General features: G+C 65.2%; 35 protein-coding genes, 1 pseudogene and 1 riboswitch. Of the genes and pseudogenes, 12 read left to right on the forward strand and 24 right to left on the reverse strand.

Features of this window, described 5'->3' with window-relative positions; all coding sequences use genetic code 11:
* The 11 genes and pseudogenes from D2V17_RS05090 to hisB form a co-directional block, all read right to left on the reverse strand.
* Positions 1–285, reverse strand: a pseudogene (locus tag D2V17_RS05090) (hypothetical protein); the annotation flags it as partial.
* 12 nt (positions 286–297) lie between these two features.
* Positions 298–747 (reverse strand): ExbD/TolR family protein, encoded by a 450-nt coding sequence (locus D2V17_RS05095; RefSeq protein WP_119592017.1) that lies wholly within the window; start codon positions 745–747, stop codon positions 298–300.
* Positions 747–1,454 carry a protein TolQ gene (gene tolQ / locus D2V17_RS05100; RefSeq protein WP_119592018.1) on the reverse strand — a complete coding sequence of 236 codons (708 nt, stop codon included), beginning with the start codon at positions 1,452–1,454 and terminating at the stop codon, positions 747–749. Before tolQ ends, D2V17_RS05095 begins: the two co-directional genes overlap by 1 nt.
* Positions 1,455–1,468: 14 nt before the next feature.
* Complete coding sequence (locus tag D2V17_RS05105; RefSeq protein ID WP_119592019.1) at positions 1,469–1,954, reverse strand: YbgC/FadM family acyl-CoA thioesterase; 486 nt, start codon at positions 1,952–1,954, stop codon at positions 1,469–1,471.
* 6 nt (positions 1,955–1,960) lie between these two features.
* A complete protein-coding gene (locus tag D2V17_RS05110; protein WP_119592020.1) occupies positions 1,961–2,338 on the reverse strand; it encodes a histidine triad nucleotide-binding protein in 378 nt (125 codons plus the stop codon).
* Complete coding sequence (locus D2V17_RS05115; protein ID WP_119592021.1) at positions 2,338–2,652, reverse strand: phosphoribosyl-ATP diphosphatase; 315 nt, start codon at positions 2,650–2,652, stop codon at positions 2,338–2,340. The genes D2V17_RS05110 and D2V17_RS05115 overlap by 1 nt, the downstream gene beginning before the upstream one ends.
* Positions 2,653–2,727: 75 nt before the next feature.
* The gene (locus D2V17_RS05120) at positions 2,728–2,925 is read right to left on the reverse strand and encodes a hypothetical protein (RefSeq protein ID WP_119592022.1); all 198 of its coding nucleotides are present in this window, start codon (positions 2,923–2,925) and stop codon (positions 2,728–2,730) included.
* Positions 2,926–2,994: 69 nt separating this feature from the next.
* Positions 2,995–3,753 (reverse strand): imidazole glycerol phosphate synthase subunit HisF, encoded by a 759-nt coding sequence (gene hisF / locus D2V17_RS05125; RefSeq protein ID WP_119592023.1) that lies wholly within the window; start codon positions 3,751–3,753, stop codon positions 2,995–2,997.
* Positions 3,754–3,970: 217 nt separating this feature from the next.
* Positions 3,971–4,699 carry a 1-(5-phosphoribosyl)-5-[(5-phosphoribosylamino)methylideneamino]imidazole-4-carboxamide isomerase gene (hisA, locus tag D2V17_RS05130; RefSeq protein ID WP_119592024.1) on the reverse strand — a complete coding sequence of 243 codons (729 nt, stop codon included), beginning with the start codon at positions 4,697–4,699 and terminating at the stop codon, positions 3,971–3,973.
* 130 nt (positions 4,700–4,829) lie between these two features.
* Positions 4,830–5,459 carry an imidazole glycerol phosphate synthase subunit HisH gene (gene hisH / locus D2V17_RS05135; RefSeq protein ID WP_119592045.1) on the reverse strand — a complete coding sequence of 210 codons (630 nt, stop codon included), beginning with the start codon at positions 5,457–5,459 and terminating at the stop codon, positions 4,830–4,832.
* Positions 5,452–6,045 (reverse strand): imidazoleglycerol-phosphate dehydratase HisB, encoded by a 594-nt coding sequence (gene hisB / locus D2V17_RS05140; RefSeq protein ID WP_119592025.1) that lies wholly within the window; start codon positions 6,043–6,045, stop codon positions 5,452–5,454. Before hisB ends, hisH begins: the two co-directional genes overlap by 8 nt.
* Before the next feature lie 101 nt (positions 6,046–6,146).
* On the opposite strand from hisB, the gene D2V17_RS05145 reads away from it, so the two are divergent.
* From D2V17_RS05145 to D2V17_RS05165, 6 genes are all read left to right on the forward strand, one after another.
* Positions 6,147–6,647 carry an SspB family protein gene (locus D2V17_RS05145; protein ID WP_119592026.1) on the forward strand — a complete coding sequence of 167 codons (501 nt, stop codon included), beginning with the start codon at positions 6,147–6,149 and terminating at the stop codon, positions 6,645–6,647.
* A gap of 35 nt (positions 6,648–6,682) precedes the next feature.
* Positions 6,683–6,991: a hypothetical protein gene (locus tag D2V17_RS05150; protein WP_119592027.1), complete on the forward strand. Its 309-nt coding sequence runs from the start codon at positions 6,683–6,685 to the stop codon at positions 6,989–6,991.
* A 59-nt stretch (positions 6,992–7,050) separates the two neighbouring features.
* Positions 7,051–7,686 (forward strand): guanylate kinase, encoded by a 636-nt coding sequence (gene gmk / locus D2V17_RS05155; RefSeq protein WP_119592028.1) that lies wholly within the window; start codon positions 7,051–7,053, stop codon positions 7,684–7,686.
* A gap of 61 nt (positions 7,687–7,747) precedes the next feature.
* Positions 7,748–8,587: a 2,3,4,5-tetrahydropyridine-2,6-dicarboxylate N-succinyltransferase gene (dapD, locus tag D2V17_RS05160; RefSeq protein ID WP_119592029.1), complete on the forward strand. Its 840-nt coding sequence runs from the start codon at positions 7,748–7,750 to the stop codon at positions 8,585–8,587.
* A gap of 174 nt (positions 8,588–8,761) precedes the next feature.
* On the forward strand, positions 8,762–8,911 hold the full coding sequence (locus D2V17_RS21225; protein WP_191229081.1) for a hypothetical protein: 150 nt from the start codon (positions 8,762–8,764) through the stop codon (positions 8,909–8,911).
* A 19-nt stretch (positions 8,912–8,930) separates the two neighbouring features.
* Positions 8,931–9,116: a DUF3008 family protein gene (locus D2V17_RS05165; RefSeq protein WP_119592030.1), complete on the forward strand. Its 186-nt coding sequence runs from the start codon at positions 8,931–8,933 to the stop codon at positions 9,114–9,116.
* Here the strand turns inward: D2V17_RS05165 and D2V17_RS05170 are convergent.
* On the reverse strand, positions 9,113–10,363 hold the full coding sequence (locus D2V17_RS05170; protein ID WP_119592031.1) for a dipeptidase: 1,251 nt from the start codon (positions 10,361–10,363) through the stop codon (positions 9,113–9,115). The two genes, D2V17_RS05165 and D2V17_RS05170, sit on opposite strands and share 4 nt — an antisense overlap.
* A gap of 104 nt (positions 10,364–10,467) precedes the next feature.
* On the opposite strand from D2V17_RS05170, the gene D2V17_RS05175 reads away from it, so the two are divergent.
* Positions 10,468–10,872 carry a DoxX family protein gene (locus D2V17_RS05175; RefSeq protein ID WP_119592046.1) on the forward strand — a complete coding sequence of 135 codons (405 nt, stop codon included), beginning with the start codon at positions 10,468–10,470 and terminating at the stop codon, positions 10,870–10,872.
* A gap of 170 nt (positions 10,873–11,042) precedes the next feature.
* Here D2V17_RS05175 and D2V17_RS05180 read toward each other — a convergent pair whose 3' ends face one another.
* Positions 11,043–11,786 (reverse strand): DUF2189 domain-containing protein, encoded by a 744-nt coding sequence (locus D2V17_RS05180; RefSeq protein ID WP_119592047.1) that lies wholly within the window; start codon positions 11,784–11,786, stop codon positions 11,043–11,045.
* Between the two features lie 273 nt (positions 11,787–12,059).
* On the opposite strand from D2V17_RS05180, the gene D2V17_RS05185 reads away from it, so the two are divergent.
* The gene (locus D2V17_RS05185; RefSeq protein WP_119592048.1) at positions 12,060–12,347 is read left to right on the forward strand and encodes a GIY-YIG nuclease family protein; all 288 of its coding nucleotides are present in this window, start codon (positions 12,060–12,062) and stop codon (positions 12,345–12,347) included.
* A gap of 103 nt (positions 12,348–12,450) precedes the next feature.
* Here the strand turns inward: D2V17_RS05185 and D2V17_RS21515 are convergent, their stop codons facing one another.
* The 4 genes from D2V17_RS21515 to D2V17_RS05200 all read right to left on the reverse strand — a co-directional run bounded on the left by D2V17_RS21515 (position 12,451) and on the right by D2V17_RS05200 (position 15,674).
* Positions 12,451–12,699 (reverse strand): hypothetical protein, encoded by a 249-nt coding sequence (locus tag D2V17_RS21515; RefSeq protein WP_147367238.1) that lies wholly within the window; start codon positions 12,697–12,699, stop codon positions 12,451–12,453.
* Positions 12,700–12,841: 142 nt separating this feature from the next.
* Positions 12,842–13,378, reverse strand: a complete 537-nt coding sequence (locus tag D2V17_RS05190) for a GNAT family N-acetyltransferase (protein WP_119592032.1) — start codon at positions 13,376–13,378, stop codon at positions 12,842–12,844.
* Positions 13,379–13,426: 48 nt separating this feature from the next.
* A complete protein-coding gene (locus D2V17_RS05195; protein WP_119592033.1) occupies positions 13,427–14,689 on the reverse strand; it encodes a gallate dioxygenase in 1,263 nt (420 codons plus the stop codon).
* Positions 14,690–14,816: 127 nt separating this feature from the next.
* Complete coding sequence (locus D2V17_RS05200; protein WP_119592034.1) at positions 14,817–15,674, reverse strand: LysR family transcriptional regulator; 858 nt, start codon at positions 15,672–15,674, stop codon at positions 14,817–14,819.
* A gap of 103 nt (positions 15,675–15,777) precedes the next feature.
* Here D2V17_RS05200 and D2V17_RS05205 point away from each other — a divergent pair, with 103 nt between their 5' ends.
* The gene (locus D2V17_RS05205; protein ID WP_119592035.1) at positions 15,778–16,353 is read left to right on the forward strand and encodes an NADPH-dependent FMN reductase; all 576 of its coding nucleotides are present in this window, start codon (positions 15,778–15,780) and stop codon (positions 16,351–16,353) included.
* A 100-nt stretch (positions 16,354–16,453) separates the two neighbouring features.
* Here the strand turns inward: D2V17_RS05205 and D2V17_RS05210 are convergent, their stop codons facing one another.
* Both D2V17_RS05210 and D2V17_RS05215 read right to left on the reverse strand, forming a co-directional pair.
* Positions 16,454–16,705, reverse strand: coding sequence for an SWIB/MDM2 domain-containing protein (locus D2V17_RS05210; RefSeq protein WP_119592036.1), 252 nt, complete (start codon positions 16,703–16,705; stop codon positions 16,454–16,456).
* Positions 16,706–16,831: 126 nt separating this feature from the next.
* Positions 16,832–17,416: a YbhB/YbcL family Raf kinase inhibitor-like protein gene (locus tag D2V17_RS05215; RefSeq protein WP_119592037.1), complete on the reverse strand. Its 585-nt coding sequence runs from the start codon at positions 17,414–17,416 to the stop codon at positions 16,832–16,834.
* Positions 17,417–17,687: 271 nt separating this feature from the next.
* Here D2V17_RS05215 and D2V17_RS05220 point away from each other — a divergent pair, with 271 nt between their 5' ends.
* Positions 17,688–19,145 carry a S41 family peptidase gene (locus D2V17_RS05220; RefSeq protein ID WP_119592038.1) on the forward strand — a complete coding sequence of 486 codons (1,458 nt, stop codon included), beginning with the start codon at positions 17,688–17,690 and terminating at the stop codon, positions 19,143–19,145.
* A gap of 26 nt (positions 19,146–19,171) precedes the next feature.
* Here D2V17_RS05220 and D2V17_RS05225 read toward each other — a convergent pair whose 3' ends face one another.
* On the reverse strand, positions 19,172–19,636 hold the full coding sequence (locus D2V17_RS05225; RefSeq protein ID WP_191229082.1) for a COG3650 family protein: 465 nt from the start codon (positions 19,634–19,636) through the stop codon (positions 19,172–19,174).
* A gap of 91 nt (positions 19,637–19,727) precedes the next feature.
* On the opposite strand from D2V17_RS05225, the gene D2V17_RS05230 reads away from it, so the two are divergent.
* Entirely contained in the window at positions 19,728–20,036 is a 309-nt protein-coding gene (locus D2V17_RS05230) for an alkylphosphonate utilization protein (RefSeq protein ID WP_119592039.1), read from the forward strand.
* An 11-nt stretch (positions 20,037–20,047) separates the two neighbouring features.
* Here the strand turns inward: D2V17_RS05230 and D2V17_RS05235 are convergent, their stop codons facing one another.
* The 4 genes from D2V17_RS05235 to D2V17_RS05250 all read right to left on the reverse strand — a co-directional run bounded on the left by D2V17_RS05235 (position 20,048) and on the right by D2V17_RS05250 (position 23,439).
* Positions 20,048–20,350: a hypothetical protein gene (locus D2V17_RS05235; RefSeq protein ID WP_119592040.1), complete on the reverse strand. Its 303-nt coding sequence runs from the start codon at positions 20,348–20,350 to the stop codon at positions 20,048–20,050.
* 91 nt (positions 20,351–20,441) lie between these two features.
* Positions 20,442–20,795, reverse strand: a complete 354-nt coding sequence (locus D2V17_RS05240; RefSeq protein WP_119592041.1) for a UrcA family protein — start codon at positions 20,793–20,795, stop codon at positions 20,442–20,444.
* 166 nt (positions 20,796–20,961) lie between these two features.
* Positions 20,962–22,818, reverse strand: a complete 1,857-nt coding sequence (gene thiC / locus D2V17_RS05245; protein ID WP_119592042.1) for a phosphomethylpyrimidine synthase ThiC — start codon at positions 22,816–22,818, stop codon at positions 20,962–20,964.
* A 47-nt stretch (positions 22,819–22,865) separates the two neighbouring features.
* A riboswitch (TPP riboswitch) is annotated at positions 22,866–22,986 on the reverse strand.
* 51 nt (positions 22,987–23,037) lie between these two features.
* A complete protein-coding gene (locus D2V17_RS05250; RefSeq protein WP_119592043.1) occupies positions 23,038–23,439 on the reverse strand; it encodes a hypothetical protein in 402 nt (133 codons plus the stop codon).
* A 140-nt stretch (positions 23,440–23,579) separates the two neighbouring features.
* Between D2V17_RS05250 and D2V17_RS05255 the strand changes: the two genes are divergently transcribed.
* Positions 23,580–23,960: a hypothetical protein gene (locus tag D2V17_RS05255; RefSeq protein ID WP_147367240.1), complete on the forward strand. Its 381-nt coding sequence runs from the start codon at positions 23,580–23,582 to the stop codon at positions 23,958–23,960.
* The last annotated feature ends 214 nt before the right edge of the window (positions 23,961–24,174 follow it).

Consider the following 24,174-nt stretch of genomic DNA (forward strand, 5'->3'; position numbering starts at 1 on the left):
CACCGTCGGCTCGACCGGACGTGTCACCTCGGGCTCGGCCGGTTCGGGCGCGGGCACGTCGGCAAGGGTCGGCGCATAGGCGGCGGCGGGCTCGGCGCTGGGATCGGGCGCGGTCGATTCGAGGCTGATGTCGGTGGCAAGGCTCACGTCGATCCGCTCGGGCGGCGCGCGCTTTATCGGCGCACTGTCGTGCAGGACCAGAAAAGCGCCCAGCGCCACGTGCAGCACCACGGCTGTGCCGAGGCCGACATATTCCTCACGGGTCAGGGTGGCAGTTTTGGCCATAAGCGGTCCGGGCTATGGAGCTTCGGATGAACTGTTGCTGACGAGCGAAATGGCAGTGAAGCCCGCCCGGTTCAGCTCGCCCATCACCGCAATCGCACGGCCCCAGTCGATCGCGCGGTCGGCCCGCAGCGTGACCAGCGGACGCTCCGCACCGGGCGCACCGGCAATCGATTCGAGCGCGGTCGGCAATGTGCCCGGTTCGATCAGCACGTCGTCGATATAGACGAAGCCCTCGTTGTCGATCGATACGGTGATCTGGTCGGGCGTCTGTTCGAGCGCTTCGGCGCGGCTGTCGGGCAGATCGATCGGCACCCCGCTCGCCATCATCGGCGCGGTGACCATGAAAATGATGAGCAGCACCAGCATCACGTCGACGAAGGGCGTGACGTTGATCTCGGCCATCGGCGCGCGGCGCGACGAACGCCCCCGCCCGCGGCTGTGCTTGAGGACGCCCATCGCCATCAGATCGATTCCATCTCGCGGCTGATCTCGCTGCCGACGCGGTCGGCAAAGCGCTGGAGGCCGGCCTCGAACAGGCCGACCTTTCCGCTGAAGCGGTTGTAGGCGATAACAGCGGGGATGGCCGCGAACAGGCCGATGGCGGTGGCAAACAGCGCTTCCGAAATGCCCGGCGCCACCACCGCGAGCGACGAATTCTGCTGCTGCCCGATCGAGAAGAAGCTGTTCATGATACCCCAGACGGTGCCGAACAGACCCACAAACGGTGCAACCGCCCCCGTGGTGGCCAGAAAGCCGAGCCGCGCGGCGAGACCGTCAGCCTCTTCGGCGACCTGCCCCTGCATCGCCAGCGCGATCCGTTCGCGCGCGCCTTCGCGGTCCTTCAGGCCCGACTTCTGCGTGCGGCGATATTCGGCCACCCCCGCATAGGCGACCCGCGCCGAGGGGCTTTCCTTGCGCCGCCGTGCATCGAGCAGCGCATCGAGATTGTCGTTATTCCAGAAGTCGTCCTCGAAATGGGCCGACTTGCGCTTCAGCCCGGCCAGCCGCAGCGTGAAGCCGACAATGATCGTCCAGACCCAGATCGAGGCCAGCAGCAGGCCAATGATCACCGCCTGCACCACGAAATCGGCATCGAGGAACAGCTGCATCGGATCGAGCCGGGCGGGCGCAGAGATGCTGGTGGCGGCAAGCAACGAAAGCGTGGTCATTTAGGGACTCTTCCTTAGAATTCTGCGGCCTCGGCGAACCGGGCAAATTTCGCGCGCCATTCCTCGGGCTGGCGACGCGGACGACCATCGGGGGAAACAAAGCCGATGCGAAGGTTCACCTCGGCCAGAACTTCGGCACTCTCCAGCGTTGTCGGCGTTTCCGCCGCCGGACGCAGGACGCGTTGATACATGCGGACACTGGCCGCACGCAAGCTGGTTGCGCGCGTTTCCACCACCAGCCCGTCGCCAAGCCTGGCCGGGAGCTTCCAGGCGATCTCGGCATCGGCGACGGCATAGGCGCCCTCACCCGCTTCCTGCGCCGCACGCTGGTCGACCACGAGGAGATCGAGCAGGTCCGAACGCGCGCGTTCGCAGTACTTCAGGTAATTGGCGTGATAGACGATGCCGGAGAGGTCGGTGTCCTCATAGAACACGCGCAGGGCATAGTAATGGCAGGCGCCGACAATGCGCCCGCTGGCTGGCAAGGGCAGGTCGATCATCGGCGGCTAGCGCGCCAGCATCGGGCCGAGCGGCCCGCCGCCGAACAGGTGCACGTGCAGGTGCGGCACCTCCTGTCCGCCGTGGCCGCCGACATTGGCGAGGAGGCGATAGCCCGGCTCGACCAGCCCCTGCTCGCGCGCGACGTGGCCCACGGCGCGGATGAACCCGGCGATCGCGGCCTCGCTCGCGCGGGCGGAGAAATCGTCCCAGCTGACATAGGCGCCCTTGGGGATCACCAGAATATGGATCGGCGCCTGCGGAGCAATGTCATGGAAGGCGAGCACATGCTCGTCTTCGTAAACGGTCTTGTTCGGGATCTCTCCGCGCAGGATCTTCGCGAAGATGTTGCTGTCGTCGTAGGGCTGGGTTGCGTCGATGGCCATTATTCGCTCCTCGCTGCTTTCTCGGCGAGGCCGCTCATGCCCTCGCGCCGATCGAGTTCGGCCAGCACCTCTTCCAGCGCAACGTCCTTCGCGCCGAGCAGCACCAGCAGGTGAAAGAGCAGGTCCGCCGCCTCGCCGATCAGTTCCTGCCGTTCGCCCGCAAGCGCGGCGATGACGGTTTCGACGCCCTCTTCGCCCACCTTCTGCGCGATTTTCTCCAGCCCCCTGGCATGAAGTTTCGCGACATAGCTTTCATCGGGCGAAGCGGCGCGGCGGGTGGCGATGGTCTGTTCGAGGCGGGTCAGCGTATCCATGGCGCAAGGCCATGCGCGCTGGCGAGGCGCCCCGTCAAGCCGGGTGTGCGACAAGCAGATGCGTTCTGACGGCGATCAGTCGTCGTGCTGGCAGTCGTCGTGGTGCTGGCTGCGTCCGCGCATGGCGGCGTGGCGCCCGATCAGCACGCCGGTCGCACCGATCGCGAACAGCAGCGTGGTCGACGCCTCTTCCACCTGAACCGCGCCAGCCGCGTGGGCCGCCGCCGGAATGGCAAGCAGAATCATGGCAGATGCGAGGAAGCGGGCAGTCATGGCCGCGCTAAAGCACCAGTTTTAACCAATTTTCAACCATAATGACGCGGTCGTCCCGATTCGGGATCGTCAACCGCGTGCAGGCAGCCCCGCCGCGCGCAGGGCCGCATGGGCCTCGGCAATCGAATGGGTGCCGAAATGGAAGATGCTGGCGGCCAGAACAGCACTCGCCCCGCCCTCTGTCACGCCCTCGACAAGGTGCTGAAGATTGCCCACCCCGCCCGAGGCGACGACCGGCACCGAGACGGCATCGGCAATGGCGCGGGTCAGCTTGAGGTCGTAGCCCTTCTGCGTGCCGTCGCCGTCCATGCTGGTGACGAGCAGTTCGCCCGCGCCGAGATTGGCGAGCTTCACCGCATGCTCGATGGCGTCGATGCCGGTTTCGCGGCGGCCACCGTGGGTGAAGATTTCCCAGTGATCGTGCACCCAGCGTGCATCGACCGAGGCGACGATGCACTGGCTGCCCATCTTCTCGGCAATGTCGGCCACCACTTCAGGGCGCGAGACGGCGGCGGAATTGACCGCAACCTTGTCGGCCCCCGCGAGCAGCAGCGCGCGCGCATCTTCCACCGTGCGCACCCCGCCACCAACGGTCAGCGGCATGAAGCAGACCTCGGCGGTGCGCTTGACGATATCGAGCAGCGTACCGCGGCCTTCGTGGCTGGCAGAGATGTCGAGGAAGCACAGCTCGTCGGCACCGGCCTCGGAATAGGCCTGCGCCTGTTCGACCGGATCGCCGGCGTCCTTGAGGTCGACGAAGTTGACGCCCTTGACCACACGGCCATCGGCGACGTCGAGACAGGGGATGACGCGGATGCGGACGGTCATGCTGCGCTGGTCTCCTGATTGGTATCACGCGGAGACGCGGAGACGCGGAGACTGTTCCGCGGCGCAGCCGCTTTCTCATTTTGCGCTCGCAGAGGCGCAGAGGCGCAGAGGATGTCGGCACAGACTCTCTGCGCCTCTGCGCCTCTGCGAGCGCAATTATTGCTGCGCCTGCGGCGCGATGTGATCTCCGCGTCTCCGCGTCTCCGCGTGAATCCCATCACGCCCGGTCCGCCATCTGGATCGCCGCCGCCAGATCGAGCTTGCCCTCATAGAGCGCGCGGCCCGTGATCACGCCCTCGATCCCGTCATCGGCATGGACCGCCAGCATCCGGATATCGTCGAGCCCCTTCACGCCGCCCGAAGCGATCACCGGAATATCGACGCTGCGCGCCAGCTCCACGGTCGCATCGATGTTGCAGCCCTTGAGCAGCCCGTCGCGGCCAATGTCGGTGAACAGCAGCGAAGCCACGCCCGCATCCTCGAACCGGCGGGCGAGATCGCGCACCGGCACGTCGGACACTTCGGCCCAGCCCTCGGTCGCGACCATGCCATCGCGCGCATCGACCGCAACGACGATGCCGTTCTCCCATTCCTTCGCCATCTGTTTGACGAACTCGGGGTCTTTCAGCGCTGCCGAGCCCATCACCACGCGCGAAACGCCAAGGTTGAACCAGCCTTCGACCGCCGCCGCATCGCGAATGCCGCCGCCCAGCTGAACATGGCCGGGGAACACCTCGAGAATGGCCTCCACCGCCTCGCGGTTCTCCGCCCGGCCCGCGAATGAGCCATCGAGGTCAACCACGTGGAGGAACTGCGCCCCCGCCTCGGCGAAGATCATCGCCTGTGCAGCAGGGTTGTCGCCGTAGATGGTGGCGCGGTCCATATCGCCTTCGGCAAGGCGCACGACCTGTCCGGCCTTGAGGTCGATTGCAGGGAATACGATCATCGGGCAGCAACCCCCTCTCCAACTGCGGCTATGCTCGTTCCTCGCCAAGCCTTCGTATCCTCTCCCCGTGCGGGGAGAGGGTTAGCGCAGCTTGCCTGCTTGCAGGCTAGCGAAGCTGGGAGAGGGGCGTTCACGGTTTCCACTCCAGAAAGCGGGCGAGCAGGTCGAGGCCATAGCGCTGGCTCTTTTCCGGGTGGAACTGCACGCCGATAATGTTGTCGCGCGCCACCGCCGCCGCCAGTCCGCCGCCGTGGTCGGTCATGGCGGCGACATCGTGGCCGTTCTCGGGCGCGAAGTGATAGGAATGGAGGAAATAGGCCTCGCCCGGTTCGAGCAGGTCATGGTCGCCGTGATGCGGGGTAAGCGCCACGTCGTTCCAGCCCATGTGCGGCACGCGGATGGCGGGATCGGTGCGCTCGATCTTCTCGACTTCGCCCGCGATCCAGCCCAGCCCCGGCGTCTCGCCGAATTCGAGCCCGCGGTCGGCCAGCAGCTGCATGCCCACGCAGATGCCGAGGAAAGGCACGCCGTTGTCGATCACCTGTTCGGTCAGCGCCTCGACCATGCCGGGAATGCCGAACAATCCGTCACGGCAGGCCTTGAACGCGCCGACACCGGGCAGGACGATCCGCTGCGCGCCGCGCACGAACTCGGGATCGTCGGTCACGGTGATGAACTCGCTTCCGGCAGCGGTCAGCGCATTATGAACCGAGTGAAGGTTGCCCGCGCCGTAATCAATCAGGGCAACGCGATTACCCACCAAGCTGCCCTTTCGTGCTCGGGATCGCGCCGTTCTTACGCGCGTCCAGCTCGACCGCCTGCCGCATCGCACGGGCAAAGCCCTTGTAGAGCGCCTCGCAGATATGGTGATTGTTGGTGCCGTACAGCACCTGACAATGCAGCGTCAGCCCCGCCGCCTGCGCGACCGACTGGAACCAGTGCTCGATCAGTTCGGTGTCCCACTCGCCCAGCTTTTCCTGAGTGAAGCGGGCCTTGAACACACACCACGGGCGGCCCGAAATATCGACCACCACCCGCGCCAGCGTCTCGTCCATCGGCGAGTGCGCCTCGCCATAGCGGCCAATCCCGCCCATGTCGCCGAGCGCCTGTGCCAAGGCCTGACCCAGCGCGATGGCGCTATCCTCGGTGGTGTGGTGCTGATCGACGTGGAGGTCGCCCTCCACCTTCAGCCTGACATCGATCAGCGAATGGCGCGAGAACTGCTCGACCATATGATCGAGAAAGCCGATCCCGGTCGAAATGTCATAGGTTCCCGTGCCATCGAGACAGACCTCAACGGCAATGGAGGTTTCCTTCGTGGTTCGCTCTATCCGGCCTTTGCGCATGGGCTCGCCTATAGGCCGCTGGGCCACAGGTGCAAGATATCCCACAGCCATGCACGCTTTGACGCTTGACCTTGGGCGCGCCCATAGTCACCTAACCCGTCATGAGCGACGAAGCGCCTGACAGCCTGATCCCCTATGATGAAATCGTGCAGGAAGCCCTGCGCGCCGTGGTCGGGCGTGTGCTCGGCTCGGTGGAGCAATCCGGGGGCGAACTGCCCGGTGGCCACCATTTCTACATCACCTTCAAGACCGCGGCGAGCGGGGTCGACATCCCCTCGGCGCTGCGCGAACGCTTCCCCGACGAGATGACGATCGTGCTCCAGAACAAGTTCTGGGACCTGTCGGTGAACGAGACGGGGTTTTCGGTGGGGCTGAGCTTCAACCAGATCCCTTCGAAGCTGGTGATTCCGTTCTCCGCTATCACCGCCTTCGTCGATCCGGCGGTGGATTTCGGCCTGCAATTTCAGGCCGCCATCGAAGATATCGCGCCGACGGCAAGCGACGACGCGGAGAACGACCTTACCACCGCCGAGGGCGAACCCATCGCCAAGAGCGAAGACGGCTCGAACGTGGTCACCGTGGATTTCGGCCGCAAGAAATAGGACCACTTGCGCTCATTATGCGTTAGACTGTGCATATGAGCCGCAAATCCAAAGCCAAGCACACCGCCGAAGCCGAAGATGGCAAGCCGATTGCCCATCCGATCCTTGCCGAAATCCTGATCGTGATCATTGCCTCGCTCTTGCGCAATCTGGTCGTGAATGCCCTCTCGAAGGGAAAATTCATCCAGAGCGAGAACGACCGCAAGCTGCTCAGGAGCAGCCCCGCTCGCCGGGTCGGGCTGCTGGGGGCGAAGTATGTCGCCCGGAAATCGGTGCCCGGAGCCGTGGTTATCGGCGCGGGAATCGTCGCCAATGCCCTGATCAGGGGCCGCGCCGGAAAATAGCGCCGGCTCGTCGATGATCCGGGGTTGATCGGTCGGGGCCCCTTGCGCCAGAAGCGCCTATGACCGAATCCGAGACCCTGCCGCGCCGCGGCTTGATGTTCATCCTCTCCTCGCCCTCGGGCGCGGGCAAGACCACCATCGCACGCAAGCTGCTCGCCGCCGAGCAAAGCCTAGCGATGTCGGTCTCCGTCACCACCCGCCCGATACGCCCCGGCGAGACCGAGGGGAAAGACTACTTCTTCACTCAGCGCCCCCAGTTCGACCGCATGGTCGAAGCCGGTGACTTCCTCGAATGGGCCGAGGTGTTCGGCAATTGCTACGGCACGCCGCGCGCGCAGATTTCCGAAGGCCTCGCCGCCGGGCAGGATTACCTGTTCGATATCGACTGGCAGGGCGCGCAGCAGCTCTCGCAGGCCGCCGGGCCGGATGTGGTCTCGGTGTTCCTGCTGCCGCCGAGCATCGGCGAACTCGAACACCGCCTGCGCTCGCGCGGAACCGACAGCGACGAGGTGATCCGTGGCCGGATGGACCGCGCCCGCGCCGAAATCAGCCATTGGGACGCCTACGACTACGTGCTGGTGAACGAGAATGTCGACGCCTGCTTCGAGCAGGTGCGCACCATTCTCCACGCCGAACGGCTGAAGCGCGAACGCCAGCGCGGCCTGATCGAGTTTGCGCGCGAATTGATGCGCTGACTTGTCTCGCGCGGGGTCAGGCGCTAGCCGCTCTGGCAAACACATAAGAGGAATTCCCCAGATGACCGCCGAGCTCCAGACCGCCATCGAAGCCGCTTTCGAAGACCGCGCCAATGTCACCCCCGCCAGCCGCGAGGTGGCCGAGGTGGTGAATCAGGCGCTTGAGCTGCTCGACAGCGGCGCGGCCCGCGTGGCCGAGCCCGACGGGAACGGCGGCTGGCAGGTCAACCAGTGGCTGAAGAAGGCCGTGCTGCTCTCGTTCCGCCTGCGCGACAACGTGGTGATGGAGCACGGCGCGGGCGGCGCGCCCGCTTTCGACAAGGTGCCGAGCAAGTTCGCCGGCTGGGGCAACGAGATGTTCTCCGAAGCGGGCTTCCGCGTGGTGCCCGGCGCGGTGGTGCGCCGGGGCAGCTTCATCGGCAAGAACGTGGTGCTGATGCCCAGCTTCGTAAACATCGGCGCTTTCGTCGATGAAGGCACGATGGTCGATACCTGGGCGACGGTCGGCTCCTGCGCGCAAATCGGCAAGAACGTGCACATCTCGGGCGGCGCGGGCATCGGCGGCGTGCTCGAACCGTTGCAGGCCGGCCCGGTGATCATCGGTGACGGCGCCTTCATCGGCGCGCGTTCGGAAGTGGCCGAGGGCGTGCGCGTCGGCGAAGGGGCGGTGCTGTCGATGGGCGTCTATCTCGGCGCCTCGACCAGGATCGTCGACCGCGCCACCGGTGAGGTCCATATCGGCGAAGTCCCGCCCTATGCGGTGGTGGTCCCCGGCACCATGCCCGGCAAGCCGCTGCCCGATGGCACGCCCGGCCCCAACCTCTATTGCGCGGTGATCGTGAAGACGGTCGATGCGCAGACCCGCTCGAAGACCGGGATCAACGAACTGCTGCGCGACTGACCGCGCCTGAGACGAGCCGCCCCGCCAGCTTGTGGATCGAGCTGGCGGGATGGCGAAGACCTGCTCGTCCGCCTCTCCCTTCTGCATCACGGCATCCATCGTTCCCCGCCCTGCCGGAACCAGCCGGGCCCTGCGCGCGTAGTTTCCATAAGAACGCAAGCGAAAGGCAGGAACATGCAACGGGATAATCAACAGCTTCACGTCGAGACCGACGCGGTACGCGGTGGGTCTTCGCCAAACATCGTGCGCTGGGTGCTTGGCATCAGCCTTCTTCTCGCGGTGATCGCCATGTCGGTGATCTGGATCATCCCGGCCCTCAGCTAGGCAGCCGGGAGACGGACCCATGAAAGCCCAGTCCAAGGCTCAGCAGAAGGCCGCCGGGGCGGCGCTCTCCGCCAAGCGCGGTGAGAGCGACCCGGCAGACCTTCAGGGCGCCTCACGCGACATGTACGACACCATGAGCGAGAGCGAGCTGGAGGACATGGCCTCGACCAGCCGCAAACGCTTGCCCGACCGCGCCGACGATTAGCTGACCGGCGTTTCGATCGGCGGTACATTGGCCTGACTGGCGGCGTAGGCTTCCGCCTTTTTCAGCACGCGCATCATGTTGCGGCTGGCGATCTTCTCGAGGTCTTCCTTCGAATAGCCGCGCCGCGCCAGTTCCACGAACAGCGCCGGATAGCCGGTCACGTCCTCCATCCCGACCGGGCCGCTCGCCATGCCATCGTAGTCGCCGCCGATGCCGATGTAGTCGACCCCGATCACGTCGCGGATGTGGTCGATGTGATCGGCCATGTCGGTGATCGTCGCATCGGGCATGGGGTTGGCCTGATCCCACGCAGCCAGCCCGGCTTCGACCGCCGCCGGATTGCCCTGATTGAGCGATTCCAGCCGCGCCTTTTCACCCGCACGGTTGGCATTGCGCTGGCGCTGGGGCTCGCTGATGTAGCCGGGCAGCGCCACCACCATCACGATCCCGTCATGCTCCGGCAACCGCCGCAGCACCGCATCGGGCACGTTGCGGGCATGGTCGGTGACCGCGCGCGCGCCCGAATGGCTGAAGATCACCGGCGCGTCGGTCGCGTCGAGCGTGTCCATCATCGTCGCCTCGCTGACATGGCTGAGGTCGATCAGCATGCCGAGGCGCGCCATTTCCTGCACCACCTTCACGCCCCAGTCGGTCAGCCCGTCATGCTCGGGATCGTCGGTCGCGCTGTCGGCCCAGCTGGTGTTCGCCGAGTGGGTGAGCGTCATGTAGCGCGCGCCGAGGTCGTACATCTGGCGCAGCACGGCGAGGCTGGTGCCGATCGAGTGGCCGCCCTCCATCCCGATCATCCCGGCGATCTTGCCCTCGGCCAGCGCCCGCTCGACATCGGCGGAGGTGAGCGCCAGCGCCATGTCATCGGGGTTCTCGGCGATCAGGCGCTTGAGCACGTCGATCTGCTCGATGGTGGTCTGCACCGCGACCGGCTCTTCCAGGCTGGCCGAGACGTAGACCGACCACCACTGCACCCCGACCTTGCCCTCGCGCAGACGGGCAATGTCGGTGTGCATCTGGCCGGGCGTCCAATGGTCGCCTTCGAGCGTATGGGTGAAGTCGAAATCGCCGATCATGCTGTTGAAGCGCCAGCGCAGCTGCCCCGGCATGTCGTTGTGCCCGTCCCACACCGGCGCCTCGTCGAGCGCGGCGGCCGCCGTCTCTTCCGGGGTCTGCGCCGCGGCGGGGAGCGCCAGCGCGATCAGCGAAGCGGCGAGCATCAGACGGGAAACGGACATGCGACCTCCTTGGATGGTTTCACTGCATATCATCCCAAGTCGGTTCATGTTGCAAGGCACAATGACGCTTGTGGGCCGGCAATCGGCAAGGCATGACCGCGCCCATGGCGAGAACCACCCTGCGCTGGCTGTTGGCACTGCTCTATCTGGTGGCGGGCTACTTCCACCTTGCCAGCCCGCTCACCTTCCTTGCGATCATGCCCGGCTGGGTGCCTTACCCCTTGCCGGTCATCTACTGGACCGGCCTTGCCGAAGTGGCTGGGGCGGTCGCATTGGCGCAGCCGTTCGGGCCATGGCTGCGCAAGGCGGCGGGCATTGGCCTTGCGCTCTATGCACTGTGCGTGTGGCCCGCCAACGTCCAGCACATGCTGATCGACCTCGCCCGGCCCGACCACGGCTGGGGCCTTGCCTACCACGTCCCGCGCATGATCGCGCAGCCGCTGTTGATCTGGCTCGCGCTGTGGACCGCGCGGGTGACCGACTGGCCCTTCGCCCGCCGGAGCCGATAGCACCACCTGCCGGTGTGCGCGGGCAAGGTGTGACAGGTGTGACAGTGTCCTGAGCAGAAACTTTCGGGGCACTCTGCGGCGCGCGCATTCTGTGGCAGCGGAGAGCATTTTTGCGATCATACCAGAAGGCGAGCACTTTACGCCCGCTGTAGGAAAGCGAAATGCTCGGCTCAGCCCGCGAAGGTGATCGCCCGCCGGTAAAGATGCCAGGTCGCATGGCCAAGCACCGGCAGCGCCACCAGCAGCCCGAGAAACCACGGCAGCAGCGCCAAGGTCAGCAGCACCGCCACGATCACCGCCCAGCCCAGCATCACCGCGCGGTGCCGCCCGACAAGGCGCAGACTGACAAAGGTCGCGGTGAGGAAGTCGACCTCGCGGTCGACCAGCATCGGCAGGCTGGCCACGGTAAAGGCGAAGAAGACATAGGCGACCACCGCCCCCACCGCGCCGCCGACCACCAGCATGGCAAGGCCAGCGGGCGTGGTGAACAGGTCGAGCGAATGGGTGCCGATGCCCGATTCGGCCATGAAGATCGCGAAAATGCCGTGGGCAAGGATCATCCAGAAGCTGAAGCCGACGAACAGGAACCCGCCCATCATCAGCAGCTGGTCATCCCCCTGCCCGCGCAGAGCGCCGAGCACCTGCGGCCAGCTTGCCTTGCGCCCGGCCTCGCGTTCCCGGCTTGCCTCGTAAAGCCCGACGGCGGTGAACGGGGCGAGCAGGGGAAAACCCGCCGCGGCGGCGAAGATCCAGCTGCCCCCGCCGCCGGTCAGCAGCGCGTGCGACATCAGGTTTCCGGCGATGACGTAGATGATCGCGAAGAACAGCCCGAATTGCGGGCAGGCGAGAAAGTCGCGCGCGCCGGCGGCGAGCGCCGCGCGCAGATCGCGCCATTCGAGCTTGTCGCAGACCATGGGCACCGGCCTCGGTGCCGCCCCCTCTTCAGCCATCTCAATTCCCCCAGTGTTATTTGCATTGGTCCGTAGTGCGTGCACATTCCGTAAGTCAGGTCAAATGGTGGAATGGAGTTAGCGCATGACGTTGGCCTGCGGCCTGACCCCGCTTCCGACAAGCTCAGGCCGAACGGGTGTGGTGCGATGTGCTCGGCGCAGAGTCTATCGCCGAAGCACCCAGTCCCGCTCAGCCTGAGCCTGTCGAAGGCCAGCCACCAAGGCTCGCCCATAGCAATGCCCTTCTCCGCGTACCTGTTGCGCTGCAACGATGGCAGCTACTACGCCGGGCACACGGACGACATCGACCTGCGCATGGCCCACCATGCAACCGGCGCACTGGGCGGCTACACGGCCAAACGACTGCCGGCGCGCCTTGTCTGGTCAGACAGTTTCCCAACCCGTGATTACGCCTTCGCCGCCGAGCAGCAGATCAAGGGTTGGAGCAGGGCAAAAAAGGAGGCGCTGATCGCGGGTGACTGGGAGCGCGTTTCGAGACTGGCGCGAAATCGGCAGGGCGATTGAGGCCAACTTTCCGCGTGTCCTTCGACAGGCTCAGGCTGAGCGGGGTTGGGGATGGCTGAAATGGGGTGGGAAGCAGTCATTGCGCTACACGAACGTGATTGCTTCAACGCAACTGAGCCAGGTCTCCAGCGCGAATAAGAGTTTCAGCGTGATAAACTGCGAAAAAGCCCGCGAAAGTAAACGAAATGAGCGCGAGCGATGTGAGTCTATTCCACCAAACGCTCTCCGCATGTGTGATCCATTCAGCTTTTGAGCGGCGAAAGACGACTGCTACGATCATCCAAAGCACCCAGTTGGCTGCGATGAACGGAAAAAGGGGCGCTTGCGGAAAGACGAGAGGGGCGAGAGCCATGGTAGCTGATGCGGTCAAGCAAAGCCCGACAGCTATGGCGAAGTTCCGGAATGTGACGAGGCTGCGCAAGCTTACTAACCCTATTACTTTGAGGGCAAGTTAGTCCTTAAGCCGATCTCCGCAATGGGGTCGTTAGCCGCCGCTACCCGTTACCCGCTCCGCCCTCACCGATCGCCCGCGCCATCCAGCAAGCGGCCTCGCCATAGCCCCTGACCTTCTCCGCCAACTCGCGCGAGACCGGTTCCGCCACAAAGCCAAGCTTGCCCCAGTACCCCGCCGCGCCTTCAACCGCGATCAGCTCCGCCCTGCGCAGCCCATCTTGCGCCGCCAGCGCAAAGGCCCGCTCGACCAGCTTGCGGCCAATCGCAAGGCTGCGTCCGGCAGCCGCCACCGACAGATCGTGCAGGAACAGCACCTCGCTCGGCCCGCCATCGCCAAGCACCGCCCCCACCGCAGGCGGTGACTGCCGCCGCCAGCCATGCGCCAGCAGGTAGCCCAGCAACTCCCCCTCCCGCCGCGCGGCAAGGCAATAGGAGGCGCTCAGCGCGATCCGACTCGCAAAGGCGCTCTCGCCTTCGCGCAGGAACGGCGGATAGGCCTCGGCCTGAATCGCCAGCGCGGCGGGCAGATCGGGCAGACGCAAAGCATCGACAACAACGGTTCGGCTATCGCAGGACATCGGCGGCTTATCGCCAAGCGCGCGATCAGCCGCAAGCTGCTGGCGCGCTCAGTCTTCCTTGCCCGCCACGCCGTAGTTGATCGCCGCGTTGCGGGTCTTCTGGAACTCGGGGACGGTCAGGCCCTTCATGCTGGCATAGATGTCGATGTTGCCGATGCCGGTCACCGCGCCGAGCTTTTCCAGCATGAAGAAGATCACCCCATAGTGGATCATCCCGATCCAGTCGCGATCCCGCACCAGCGCCTTTTCCTCCTCGGTCAGGCCTGCCTGCTCGTAGGCAGCTTCCTCGTCCTCGCGGAACAGCTTTCGCACCTTCGGATCGGTCAGCGAGTGCAGGAAGCGGTTGAGGCGAAAACCCTTTACGCTGCGCGCGATGGTGAAGGGATAGGTGCCCGCCATCTCCTCGGCGCCGACATAGTCGTGGTCGGCCCGCGCGCGGGTCACTTCGGGGGCTTCGACCGGCGCATCGGGGGTGCGCTCTTCGAGGATCATCGTCGCGATCGGGCACATCGAGGGCAGGAAATAGGTCTTGTGCGTGCACTCGACATCGGCCGAGAGCGCGCCGCGCATCATCAGCCACATCACCACCTCGGCCCCTTCCCAGCCGCCGAGCCGGGCGAGATCCGCCACGGTCATGTCGAGCAGGCCTTCGGGGTCTTTCTCCAGCCGCTCCATGAACTCCATGTCCCAGTCGGGATTGTTGAAGCCGCAGCCCTCGCCGTGGACCTGATGGCTGAGCCCCCCGGTGCCCGCAATGGCGACCTTGATATCCTCGGGGTACGACAGGATCGCCTGCCGCAGCGACTTGCCGAACTTGTAGAACCGCCGCGCCGAGGGCAGCGGCACGGTCAGCACGCCGCAGACCACCGGCAGGATCTTCGTCGCCCAGCCGTGTTCCTTGTCGTGATCGACCATCACCGACAGCGGCGAAAAGGCCCCGTGATCGAGGCCCTTGCCCTGAAAGTACGACAGGTCGAACTCGTTGGCGACCATCACTCGCGCGACGTGTTCGGCAAACTTCGGGTCGCCCTTGATCGCCGGAATATCGCGCGGGCCGCCGCCCTCGTCCGCCGCCTTGAACTCCTCGCCCACGCCGAGGGCAAAGTGGCTGTAGTGGTCGAAGAACGAGGTCATGTGGTCGTTGTAAATATAGACCAGTACGTCCGGCTGCTTCTCGCGGAACCAGTCCTGCACCGGCTCATAGCCTTCGAAGATCGGCTTCCAGACCGGATCGTCCTGCTTGCCGCCGTCCTTGGCGAAGGCGATGGTGGGGGTGTGCGAGGTGGCGACGCCGCCAACGATAGTGGCCATGTAATCTCTCCGTTCGGGCAGGCTCAAACCTGCTCACATCGGCGGCGATCATGGCATAGCCAAAGCGCGCAGGACAGAGCTTTGTCCCACCGGCTGAACTTTTCGGATATGCGAAGAGGAGGGCCGGTCAGCCGTCCGGGTCGAGCAGCTGCGCCTTGGATGCGAAGTGCGCGACCAGCGCGTCGATGGTCGAGCGCATCCGCGGCATCTTGTGCAGATCGGCATGGACGCCGAGCCAGATGTCGCGGCGCAGGTCGGGCAGCTCGGTGCGGATGCGCAGCAGGCGCTCGTCATGATCGGCGCGGAAGCGCGGCAGCATCGCCACTCCGCCCCCGTGGCAGGCGGCATCGTGCTGCACCTCGCGGCTGTTCGATTTGAGGCCCACCGGAAGGTGCGCGAACTGTTCGGCCATGGCCCGGGCCTCGGGCAGGTGCGCCTGATCGTCGAGCACGGTGATCACCCGCTGGGGCTCGGGCTGCGTCCGCACGGTATAGAACGACAGGGCCAGCGTGCCGATCCTACGCGCCACGATCAGGTCGCCTTCGAAGCGGGTCATGCGGATCGCGATGTCCGCCTCGCGCCGGGAGAGGTTCAGCGACTGGGTCGCCGCGAGCAGCTCGACCACGATGCCGGGATGCTCGCGCTGGAGATCGAGCATGGCCGGCGCAACGAAGGCCCCCGCCAGCGTGTCGACCGTCGTCAGCCGCACCGTGCCTTCGAGCCGCGCGTCGCAACTGCGCGCGAGGAGCTGCGCGGCATAGGCTTCCTCCTCCATCCGCTCGGCCCGCGCCAGCATCTGCTCGCCCAGCGCGGTGAGCACGAAGCCCTCGGGCGTGCGCAGCAACAGCCGCGTGCCCAGATTCGCCTCCAGCGCGGCGAGCCGGCGGCCCATCGTCGGCTGGGTGACACCGAGCGAGCGCGCCGCCCCCGAAAGGCTGCCATGCCGCGCGATGGCGAGGAAGTTTTGCAGATCGTCCCAGTTCACAAGCTCAAGCCTATACGAAAACGCATGAGCATTAGAGGATTTTCGGCAATTCCGAAACGCATTCGTTGAACTATATGGACAGCAGAAAACTCAGGAGTTCCTTATGTCCCGCACATACAAAGTCGCCGTCCTCGTCGGAAGCCTGCGTCAGGATTCGCACACCCGCAAGCTCGCCAAGGCCATGATCGCCGAAGCGCCCGCAAACATCGACGCAAGCATCGTCGAAATCGGCGACCTGCCGCTCTATAACGAAGACCTCGAAACCGACACCCCGCCCGCCGCCTGGACCCGTATGCGCGAGCAAATCGGCGCTGCCGATGCCGTGCTGTTCGTCACCCCCGAATACAACCGCTCGGTGCCCGGCGCGCTCAAGAACGCGATCGACGTCGGCTCGCGCCCTTGGGGCGAGGCCGTGTTCAACGGCAAGCCCGCAGCCGTGGTGGCCGCATCGCCGGGTGCCGTGGGCGCATTCGGCGCGAACCATCACCTGCGCCAGTCGCTGGTGTTCTTCGACATGCCGGTGATGGGTCAGCCCGAGGCCTATATCGGCAACCTGTTCGGCCTGTTCGACGAAACCGGCGCCGTCGCCAGCGACGAAACCAGGGCGTTCCTGCGCACCATCATGGATGCCTTCGCCAACTGGATCGAGCGCACCGCGCTGCCGGCCAGCGAAGGCTGACCGCAAGCCCTGTCGTTTCCGGCCCCCGCCGGAATGCAAAACGGGCAGGAAGCGCCATGCTTCCTGCCCGTTTTCGTTCATGCCTATAAGGCAATGACGCTTAGCTGAGGTGCTTCGACACCGCTGCGGTCATCTTGAACATCGAGATCTGATCGTTGCCGATCACGGCACCAAGCTTGGCGTCGGGATTGATCTGGCGCTTGTCCTTGGCATCCTGCAGGTCGTTGCCCTTGATGTATTCCCACACCTTCGAGGTGACCTGCGCCCGCGTCATCGGGCCTTTGCCGATCACGTCTTCCAGCGCCGGCGACAGGGTAACCGGCTTGCTCAGCGCGTTGTTCTTGGCAGCCATAATCTCACTTACGTCCTTTACCGTTTGAATCGGAACTATCCGCTTAGCGCGCCCCAAAGCCCGCCGTCGCTATGCTCCACTGCGTAATCCACCGGTTTTTCACAGGTTCCCTACATGAGAGGTGGATCAATTGCCGTCAAAGTCGATCGAATCGATGTCGACGTCGTCCCATTCGCCTTCTTCTTCGTCCGCGTCGGCACGGGTATAGTTGGCCGAAAGCATCGCCGAGGCAATCACATGCCCCTCCATCGCGGCAATCAGCTCGGCGCGGCTTGCCCCCGGCATCAGCGCCAGCGGCACGTCGAGCGCGAACAGCTGGAACACATATTCGTGCGCCTCGTCGCCATGCGGCGGAGCGGGCAGCGCCCATTCGGAATTGCCGAAGGAGTTCTTGCCCACGCGCGGCGGCACCTCGCCTTCGAGCAACTGACCCTGCTGCGGGGCGAGCCCCCAGACCAGCCAGTGGCAGAACGGCTCATCACCCGGCGCATCGGGATCTTCGACGATCAGCACCAGTTCGGCCGCTTCGCCCGGAGGCGCGCTCCATTCGAGCGGCGGGGCGACCGCATCTTCCTCGTCGGCGGTGAAGCAGGGGTCCAGCTCCTCGCCCTGTTTGAACGCGGCCGAGGACAGGCGGAACCCGCCCTTGCCCATGGTTTCGGGGGTGGCCAGTTTCGCCAGAGCCAGCTGTGCGCGCGTGTTTCCTGCCATGAATGATCCTTTCACCCGGAGGGCTTTGTCTGCTTGGGGCGGATATGGCCCCTGTGGCGACTTGACCTCCAAAGCGCAAGGATCGGCCCCGGAGTTCTCCGCCTTGCAGCAAGCTACGCGCGAACCCGGCGTTCGATCCGCCTCCGGCCACGGCTTCAGGCTCTTTATCAAGGCCGCGCCGTTACCCTTGTCACGGCCCCGCCCCTGACCTAGCACCTTGCATCAGCGGGCGGCGACGCGCCTCGCCTTTCGGGAGTCCAGAGCAACCGCCATGCGCGCTTCACCCTTCGCCGCTTCGCTCGCCAGTCTTGCCCTGCTTTCATCCTGCGGAGGCGGCGGATCGGGGTCCGGCGGCTCGGCAACGCCCGCACCCGGAGCGAGTGCCCCGACGCCGACTCCAGGCCCCACCAGCGCACCGTGTTCGCTCATCAGTCGGGCCGCCGCTTTCGACGAAATCATCGACGACTGGTATGTGTTCCCCGATCTGCTCGCCCGCCCGTCGATCGCGTCCTACACCAACCTCGACGACTACATCGACGCCCGTGTCGCGCCGGCCCGCGCGCAGAACAAGGATCGCTATTTCACCTACCTGACCTCGATCGCCGAGGAGAACGCCTACTATTCTTCGGGCGCGAGCGCGGGGTTCGGCTTCCGCCTGGCTTACGACACCTCGGCGCGCCGGGTGTTCGTGGCCGAAACCTTCGAGGACACGCCCGCGCTGGGCGCGAATATCGACCGCGGCTCCGAGATTCTCGCCATCGGCACCTCGCCCTCGACGCTTCAGCCTGTCAGTTCGCTGATGGCGACCGGCGGACCCTATGCCGTGCTCAACGCGCTCGGTGCGAGCGACCCCGGCGTGACGCGGGTGCTTCGGGTGAAAGATCAGTCGGGCATTACCCGTGAGGTGAGCCTCGCCAAGACCGACTTCGCGCTCGATCCGGTGTCGGACCGCTATGGCGCGAAGGTGATCGACGATAACGGCAAGAAGGTCGGCTATTTCAACCTGCGCACCTTTATCGAACCGGCCATCGCCGACATGCGCGAAGCCTTCGCCGGATTCCGCGATCAGGGCATTACCGAGTTCATCGTCGACCTGCGGTATAATGGCGGCGGCGCGCTGACGGTGTCCGAGGTGCTCGGCGATCTGCTGGCGCGCGATCATGTCGGCGAAGTGTACTACAACCTCTCGTTCCGCCCCTCCCAATCGAGCCTGAACGAGACCTACCGCTTCGCCAGCCGTGCGCAGTCGGTCGCGCCGACCCGGATCGCCTTCATCGGCACGGATTCGACCGCTTCGGCCAGCGAACTGGTGATCAACGGGCTTGAGCCTTATCTGAAGGACAGGCTCGCGCTGATCGGCTCCAACACCTACGGCAAGCCGGTCGGCCAGCGCGCCTTCGACCTGACCGCGTGCGACGACCGGCTGCGCTTGCTGACCTTCAAGATCGAAAATGCCGAGGGCAATGGCGAGTACTTCGACGGCCTCGCCAGCTCCATCCCCAACACCTGCCGCGCCAGCGACGACCTGTCCTACCAGTTGGGCGATCCGCGCGAGGAAATGGTGGTGCGCGCGCTCGATTTCCTGGCCGGACGCTCGTGCACACCGATCTCGGCCGCCACCGATGACGCCATCGCCTCGACCGGGCGCACGGCGCTGGGCCAGCGCGGCCTGCTCACGCGCGAGCAGCCGCAGACCACCGCCGAACGCGAGGTGCCGGGCCTGTTCTAGGCGGGCCTGTTCTAGACGGGCCTGTTCTAGACGGGGCTGTCAGCCGGTTCCTGGGCCGGGTCGGCGGGCGGATGGCTGGCGCGCCAGGCGCAGCCATCGAGCTGCCGCCGACCGAATTGCAAGGTCGCCACGAACGGATAGCTCCGGTCGCTCATACCGTCGGAGCAGTGGCCCGGCGTGATCATCAGGTCGAAGCTCTGCCCTTCGAGCGTGCCCGACCACGTAACCCCGCCCCGCCCGGCAAAGCGGTCGACCGCAATCGTGGTGCCGTCGATATTCTCGGGCGTGGTGTAGGTAAGGCTCTCGCCCGCCACCGAACCGCCCCAGAACGGCTCGGTGCCGGTGAAGCGCATTTCCTCGTCGGGGCCGATCTCGGAGAAGGGCCGCGTGTCCTCGGCATCGCCCGGCACACTGCCATCGTGGCCCGAACAGGCGGCCAGCAACGCCAACGGCAAGACGGTTGAAAGGAGCTTTTCAGCAACGCAGGGCATGACGACTTCCTCTGGACGATCCGGCATTGCCTCTTTCCAGCAAAGTCCGCTCCTGCCAAGGGCACATGCACGCAAACGGGAGCATTTACGCATGAGCGGTGACAACGAAGACTACGTCTACGACGAGGAAAGCGGCGAATGGATGCCGGCCTCGGAACTGGCGGCCAAGCAAGCGGCGGCCAACACGGTCGAAGTGCGCGATGCGGTCGGCAATGTGCTGGCCGATGGCGATCAGGTTACGCTGATCAAGGATCTCGAGGTCAAGGGCGCGGGCCAGACGCTCAAGCAGGGCACGCTGATCAAATCGATCCGGCTGACCGGCGATCCGCAGGAAATCGACTGCAAATATCCCGGCATCAAGGGCCTGGTGCTGCGCGCCGAGTTCGTGCGCAAGCGGTAAGGCGCCGCGCGCTACTTGCGCGCGCGTGACAGGCGGCGCTTGTTGGCGCGCACGGGCTTGCGATAGTGTGCCAGCGTCTTGTTGGCCACAGCTTCGGCCTGCGCGCCGCTGGCCATCATCGGCCACAGCGCGAAGGGCAGGCTCGCCCCGGCGGCGACCTTTTCGCTGACCATCCGCCGGGCCTCGCGCTCGGCCAGTGCGCCGCCGCCCATCAGCCGCATCGAGCGCAGCCAGATGACGTTCGCCGCCTCCAGCCCGAGCATCCAGCTGTCGAAAGCGACCTGGGCGGGGGTGGCGGGTGTCTTGCGCGTCATGGCATTCTCCGATGGAGGGGGCCATGGACCAACGCAGCCGAACCCGATTGGTTGCGCCCGGTCCCGCCGTGGGGACCGGGGCGCTCACCGATTACCCTCCCGAGAGCGCGCTGGCAGGCACGCCGCGGGCCGAAAGCTGCGAGACCGCGTGCTGGCGCGCGGTGGCGAAGCAGGCGCGGGCATCGGGCAAACGGTCGACCTTCGAGCCGCCGTTGATATCGCAGACTTCGCGCGCGGCATTGTCGATGCGGATCTGCAGCGTGTCACGGTCGTAGGCGCTGGTCATGTCGAGATCGGCGGTTTCGATCGTCACGGCGTTCTGGTCGAGCGCCTGACGCACCAGCACTTCACCATCGCTGGCGAAAGCGGGAGCCATGGCCGTGAGGCCGATCAGACTGGCGGCAACAATGGCAGCCCCGCGCGGGGCCTTCGAGATATTTGGCATCGTACTCTCCTGCGGGTCCGCCGGGCGTTCATGCGCGCGGCGTGACGGATGAGGCGGCGCATCTTGCTCCGCTCGAAAGCAAGATGCGCCGATCACCCTTCAATTCCAGCATTTTCGCACTGCGGTATCGACAGAACGCCCCGCAGCAACGACGAACCGTTCGCGATCAGTCGTGCTCGCGGTCGCCTGCGCCCATGTAGAGTTCGCGCCCGGTCTCTTCGTAGACCTTGCTCATCTCTTCCATGCCCTTCTCGGCCTCCTCGGCGGCGACGAAACCGTCGCTCGGCTGGTTCTGCAGCCTTGCGAACTCGCGCACTTCCTGGCTGATCTTCATCGAGCAGAACTTGGGCCCGCACATCGAGCAGAAATGCGCCGACTTCGCGCCTTCTGCGGGCAAGGTCTGGTCGTGATACTGCTCGGCCGTGTCCGGGTCGAGCGAGAGGTTGAACTGGTCGCGCCAGCGGAACTCGAAGCGCGCCTTCGACAGCGCATCGTCGCGCACCTGCGCCGCCGGGTGGCCCTTGGCGAGGTCCGCCGCGTGGGCCGCCAGTTTATAGGTCACCACGCCGACCTTCACGTCGTCGCGGTCGGGCAGGCCGAGGTGTTCCTTCGGTGTGACGTAGCAGAGCATCGCCGTGCCATACCAGCCGATCTGCGCCGCACCGATGCCGCTGGTGATATGGTCGTAACCCGGCGCGATGTCGGTCACGAGCGGCCCGAGCGTGTAGAACGGAGCCTCGCCGCAGGCTTCGAGCTGCTTGTCCATGTTCTCCTTGATCTTGTGCATGGGCACGTGGCCCGGCCCTTCGATCATCACCTGCACGTCCTGCTCCCAGGCGCGCTTGGTCAGCTCGCCCAGCGTATAGAGTTCGGCGAACTGGGCCTCGTCGTTGGCGTCGTAGATCGAGCCGGGGCGCAGACCGTCGCCCAGCGAATAGGCGATGTCGTAGGCCTTCATGATCTCGGTGATCTCGTCGAAGCGCTCGTAAAGGAAGCTCTCCTTGTGATGCGCGAGGCACCACTTGGCCATGATCGAGCCGCCGCGCGACACGATCCCGGTCATGCGCTTGGCCGCCAGCGGCACATAGGGCAGGCGCACCCCGGCGTGGATCGTGAAGTAGTCGACGCCCTGTTCGGCCTGCTCGATCAGCGTATCGCGGAACACCTCCCAGGTCAGATCCTCGGCAATGCCGCCGACCTTTTCGAGCGCCTGATAGATCGGCACGGTGCCGATCGGCACCGGCGAGTTGCGGATGATCCATTCGCGGGTGTCGTGGATGTTGCGGCCTGTGGAGAGGTCCATCACGGTGTCCGCGCCCCAGCGGATCGACCAGACCATCTTGTCGACCTCGCTCGCCACGTCGCTCGCCACGGCGGAGTTGCCGATATTGGCGTTGATCTTGACGAGGAAGTTGCGCCCGATGGCCATCGGCTCGGCCTCGGGGTGGTTGACGTTGGAGGGGATGATCGCCCGCCCGCGCGCCACTTCGTCGCGGACGAACTCAGGGGTGACATAGTCGGGGATGGCGGCGCCCCACGAATTGCCCTCGGGCCGTTCGCGCAGCTTTGCCCGGCCAAGGTTTTCGCGCTCGGCGACATATTCCATCTCGGGCGTGATGATGCCGCGGCGGGCATAGTGCATCTGGCTGAGGTTCGCGCCGGGCTTGGCGCGCAGCACCGTTTTCGCGACGTTCGGAAACGCGGGCACCCCGCCCGAGCGATCCGGCCCGAGCTGGCCGTTATCCTCCGGCTTTACCGTGCGCGCGGCATATTCCTCGACATCGCCACGCGCGAGCTGCCACTCGCGGCGCAGTTGCGGCAGGCCTGCCTGAATGTCGATGGTCGCGTCAGTGTCGGTATAGGGCCCGGAGGTATCGTAGACACGCACCGGCGGCTCGCCGCTGCTCGGCTCAAGGTCGATCTCGCGCATGGCCACCTTGAGCGGCCCGACGTGGACCTTGCGGCTGCCACGGATAGGACCGGTGGTGACACCGATCTCGAGCTTGCTGTTGATGTCGGCCATGCAAATTCTCCTCGTTGCCGGAGAAAAGGCCGCGTTTTTCCTGGTCGAGAAAACCGCTTCCCTCCCTCCGCCGGTCTTAACCGGATCAGGTTCAGCGGGTCGGCGGCTCGTGCCGCCCTCTCAAGCGCCGTGCCTGATGCGATCAGGCAGCGCTCCCCCGGGGCAAGTGGACCTTATAGAGGCCATTCCGCCGAGAAGATAGGGACCAGTTTGGGCGGATCAGATAATCCGGGCAAAGGTGGCGACGATCAGCACCACGCCGCCCGCGACCAGCGCATAGGCCCAGCCCTTGCCCCGCACGCCGACCATACGCCGCCCGAGTGCCATCATGCGCTCGCCAACGGCCACAAAGGCCAGCCCGGCGGCCACCACCGCGCCGCCCAGCGCTGTCGCGAACATGGCCAGTGGATCGCCCACCTGCCACGGGTTGACGAGATAGATCGCCGCTCCGCCCAGTACGAAGACGACACCGGTGAGGAAGCGCAGCCCCGGCGAATGCTCCCATTCGGACAGCAATTCGAGATAGAACCCCCGCACCCGCAATTCGGCAAAGCCAAGCGCGAGAGCAAACAGGCCGGCAAAGAACGCCAGACCGCCGGCAAGATCGGTGAATTGAGCCATGGCCGCCGATACCGCTGGCAGAGCTCCGGGTCTAGGCGGCGCGGAAAAGTTCGAGCGTGTGGTTTCGCCCCCATTGCGGACATTCTTCCAATGGCCCATTCGTCGCTCCTGTAGACACCGGTGGAACTGGGGATGGATGAATGGAAAAGCCTGTGCGGTTTGTCGCTACTTCCGTCTTGATCGTAGGCGCATTTGCGATGGGATATGCGGTCGGCAGACCCGGCAAGCCGACCCAATTGCTGCAGATCGGGGAAGTGGGAGATGATTGGCGCGACAAAGACGCGCAAGAGGTTTCGCCTGCGGTGAGAGACGCGGTCGGACGATGGAAGGCCAAGACTGGCGAAAATCTGCGCGGCAGGAACGTTCAGATAATCAGCTTACCCGATCGAATGTGCATCAAGCTTGCTTTTGAAGACCTCTCAATCGGAGGAGAACCGGTTTACTGCTATAAGGCAAGCATAGTTGAAGGCCTTTACAGAGAAACGACGGAGCTGGTCTACGATGGAAGCAACGTCGAATAACCAAATGACCGCTTCGCACCCCATTTAAGTCGATTCAGTCCCTTTCGAATTCGCTTCCCAGCAAGCCACACCATGACTTTTCTTTTCCGCCTCGACGCCGATGCCCGCACCATCGCCCGCCAGTTCGGCGCTTATAGCGGCAATGACCCGTGGGCGGGCGGCCATGTCGCGCCCGGAGCCTTCGCCCCGGTCATCACCGAGGGGCGCGAGTTCG

This window comes from Aurantiacibacter xanthus (assembly GCF_003584015.1).
GTDB classification, from domain to species: domain Bacteria; phylum Pseudomonadota; class Alphaproteobacteria; order Sphingomonadales; family Sphingomonadaceae; genus Alteraurantiacibacter; species Alteraurantiacibacter xanthus.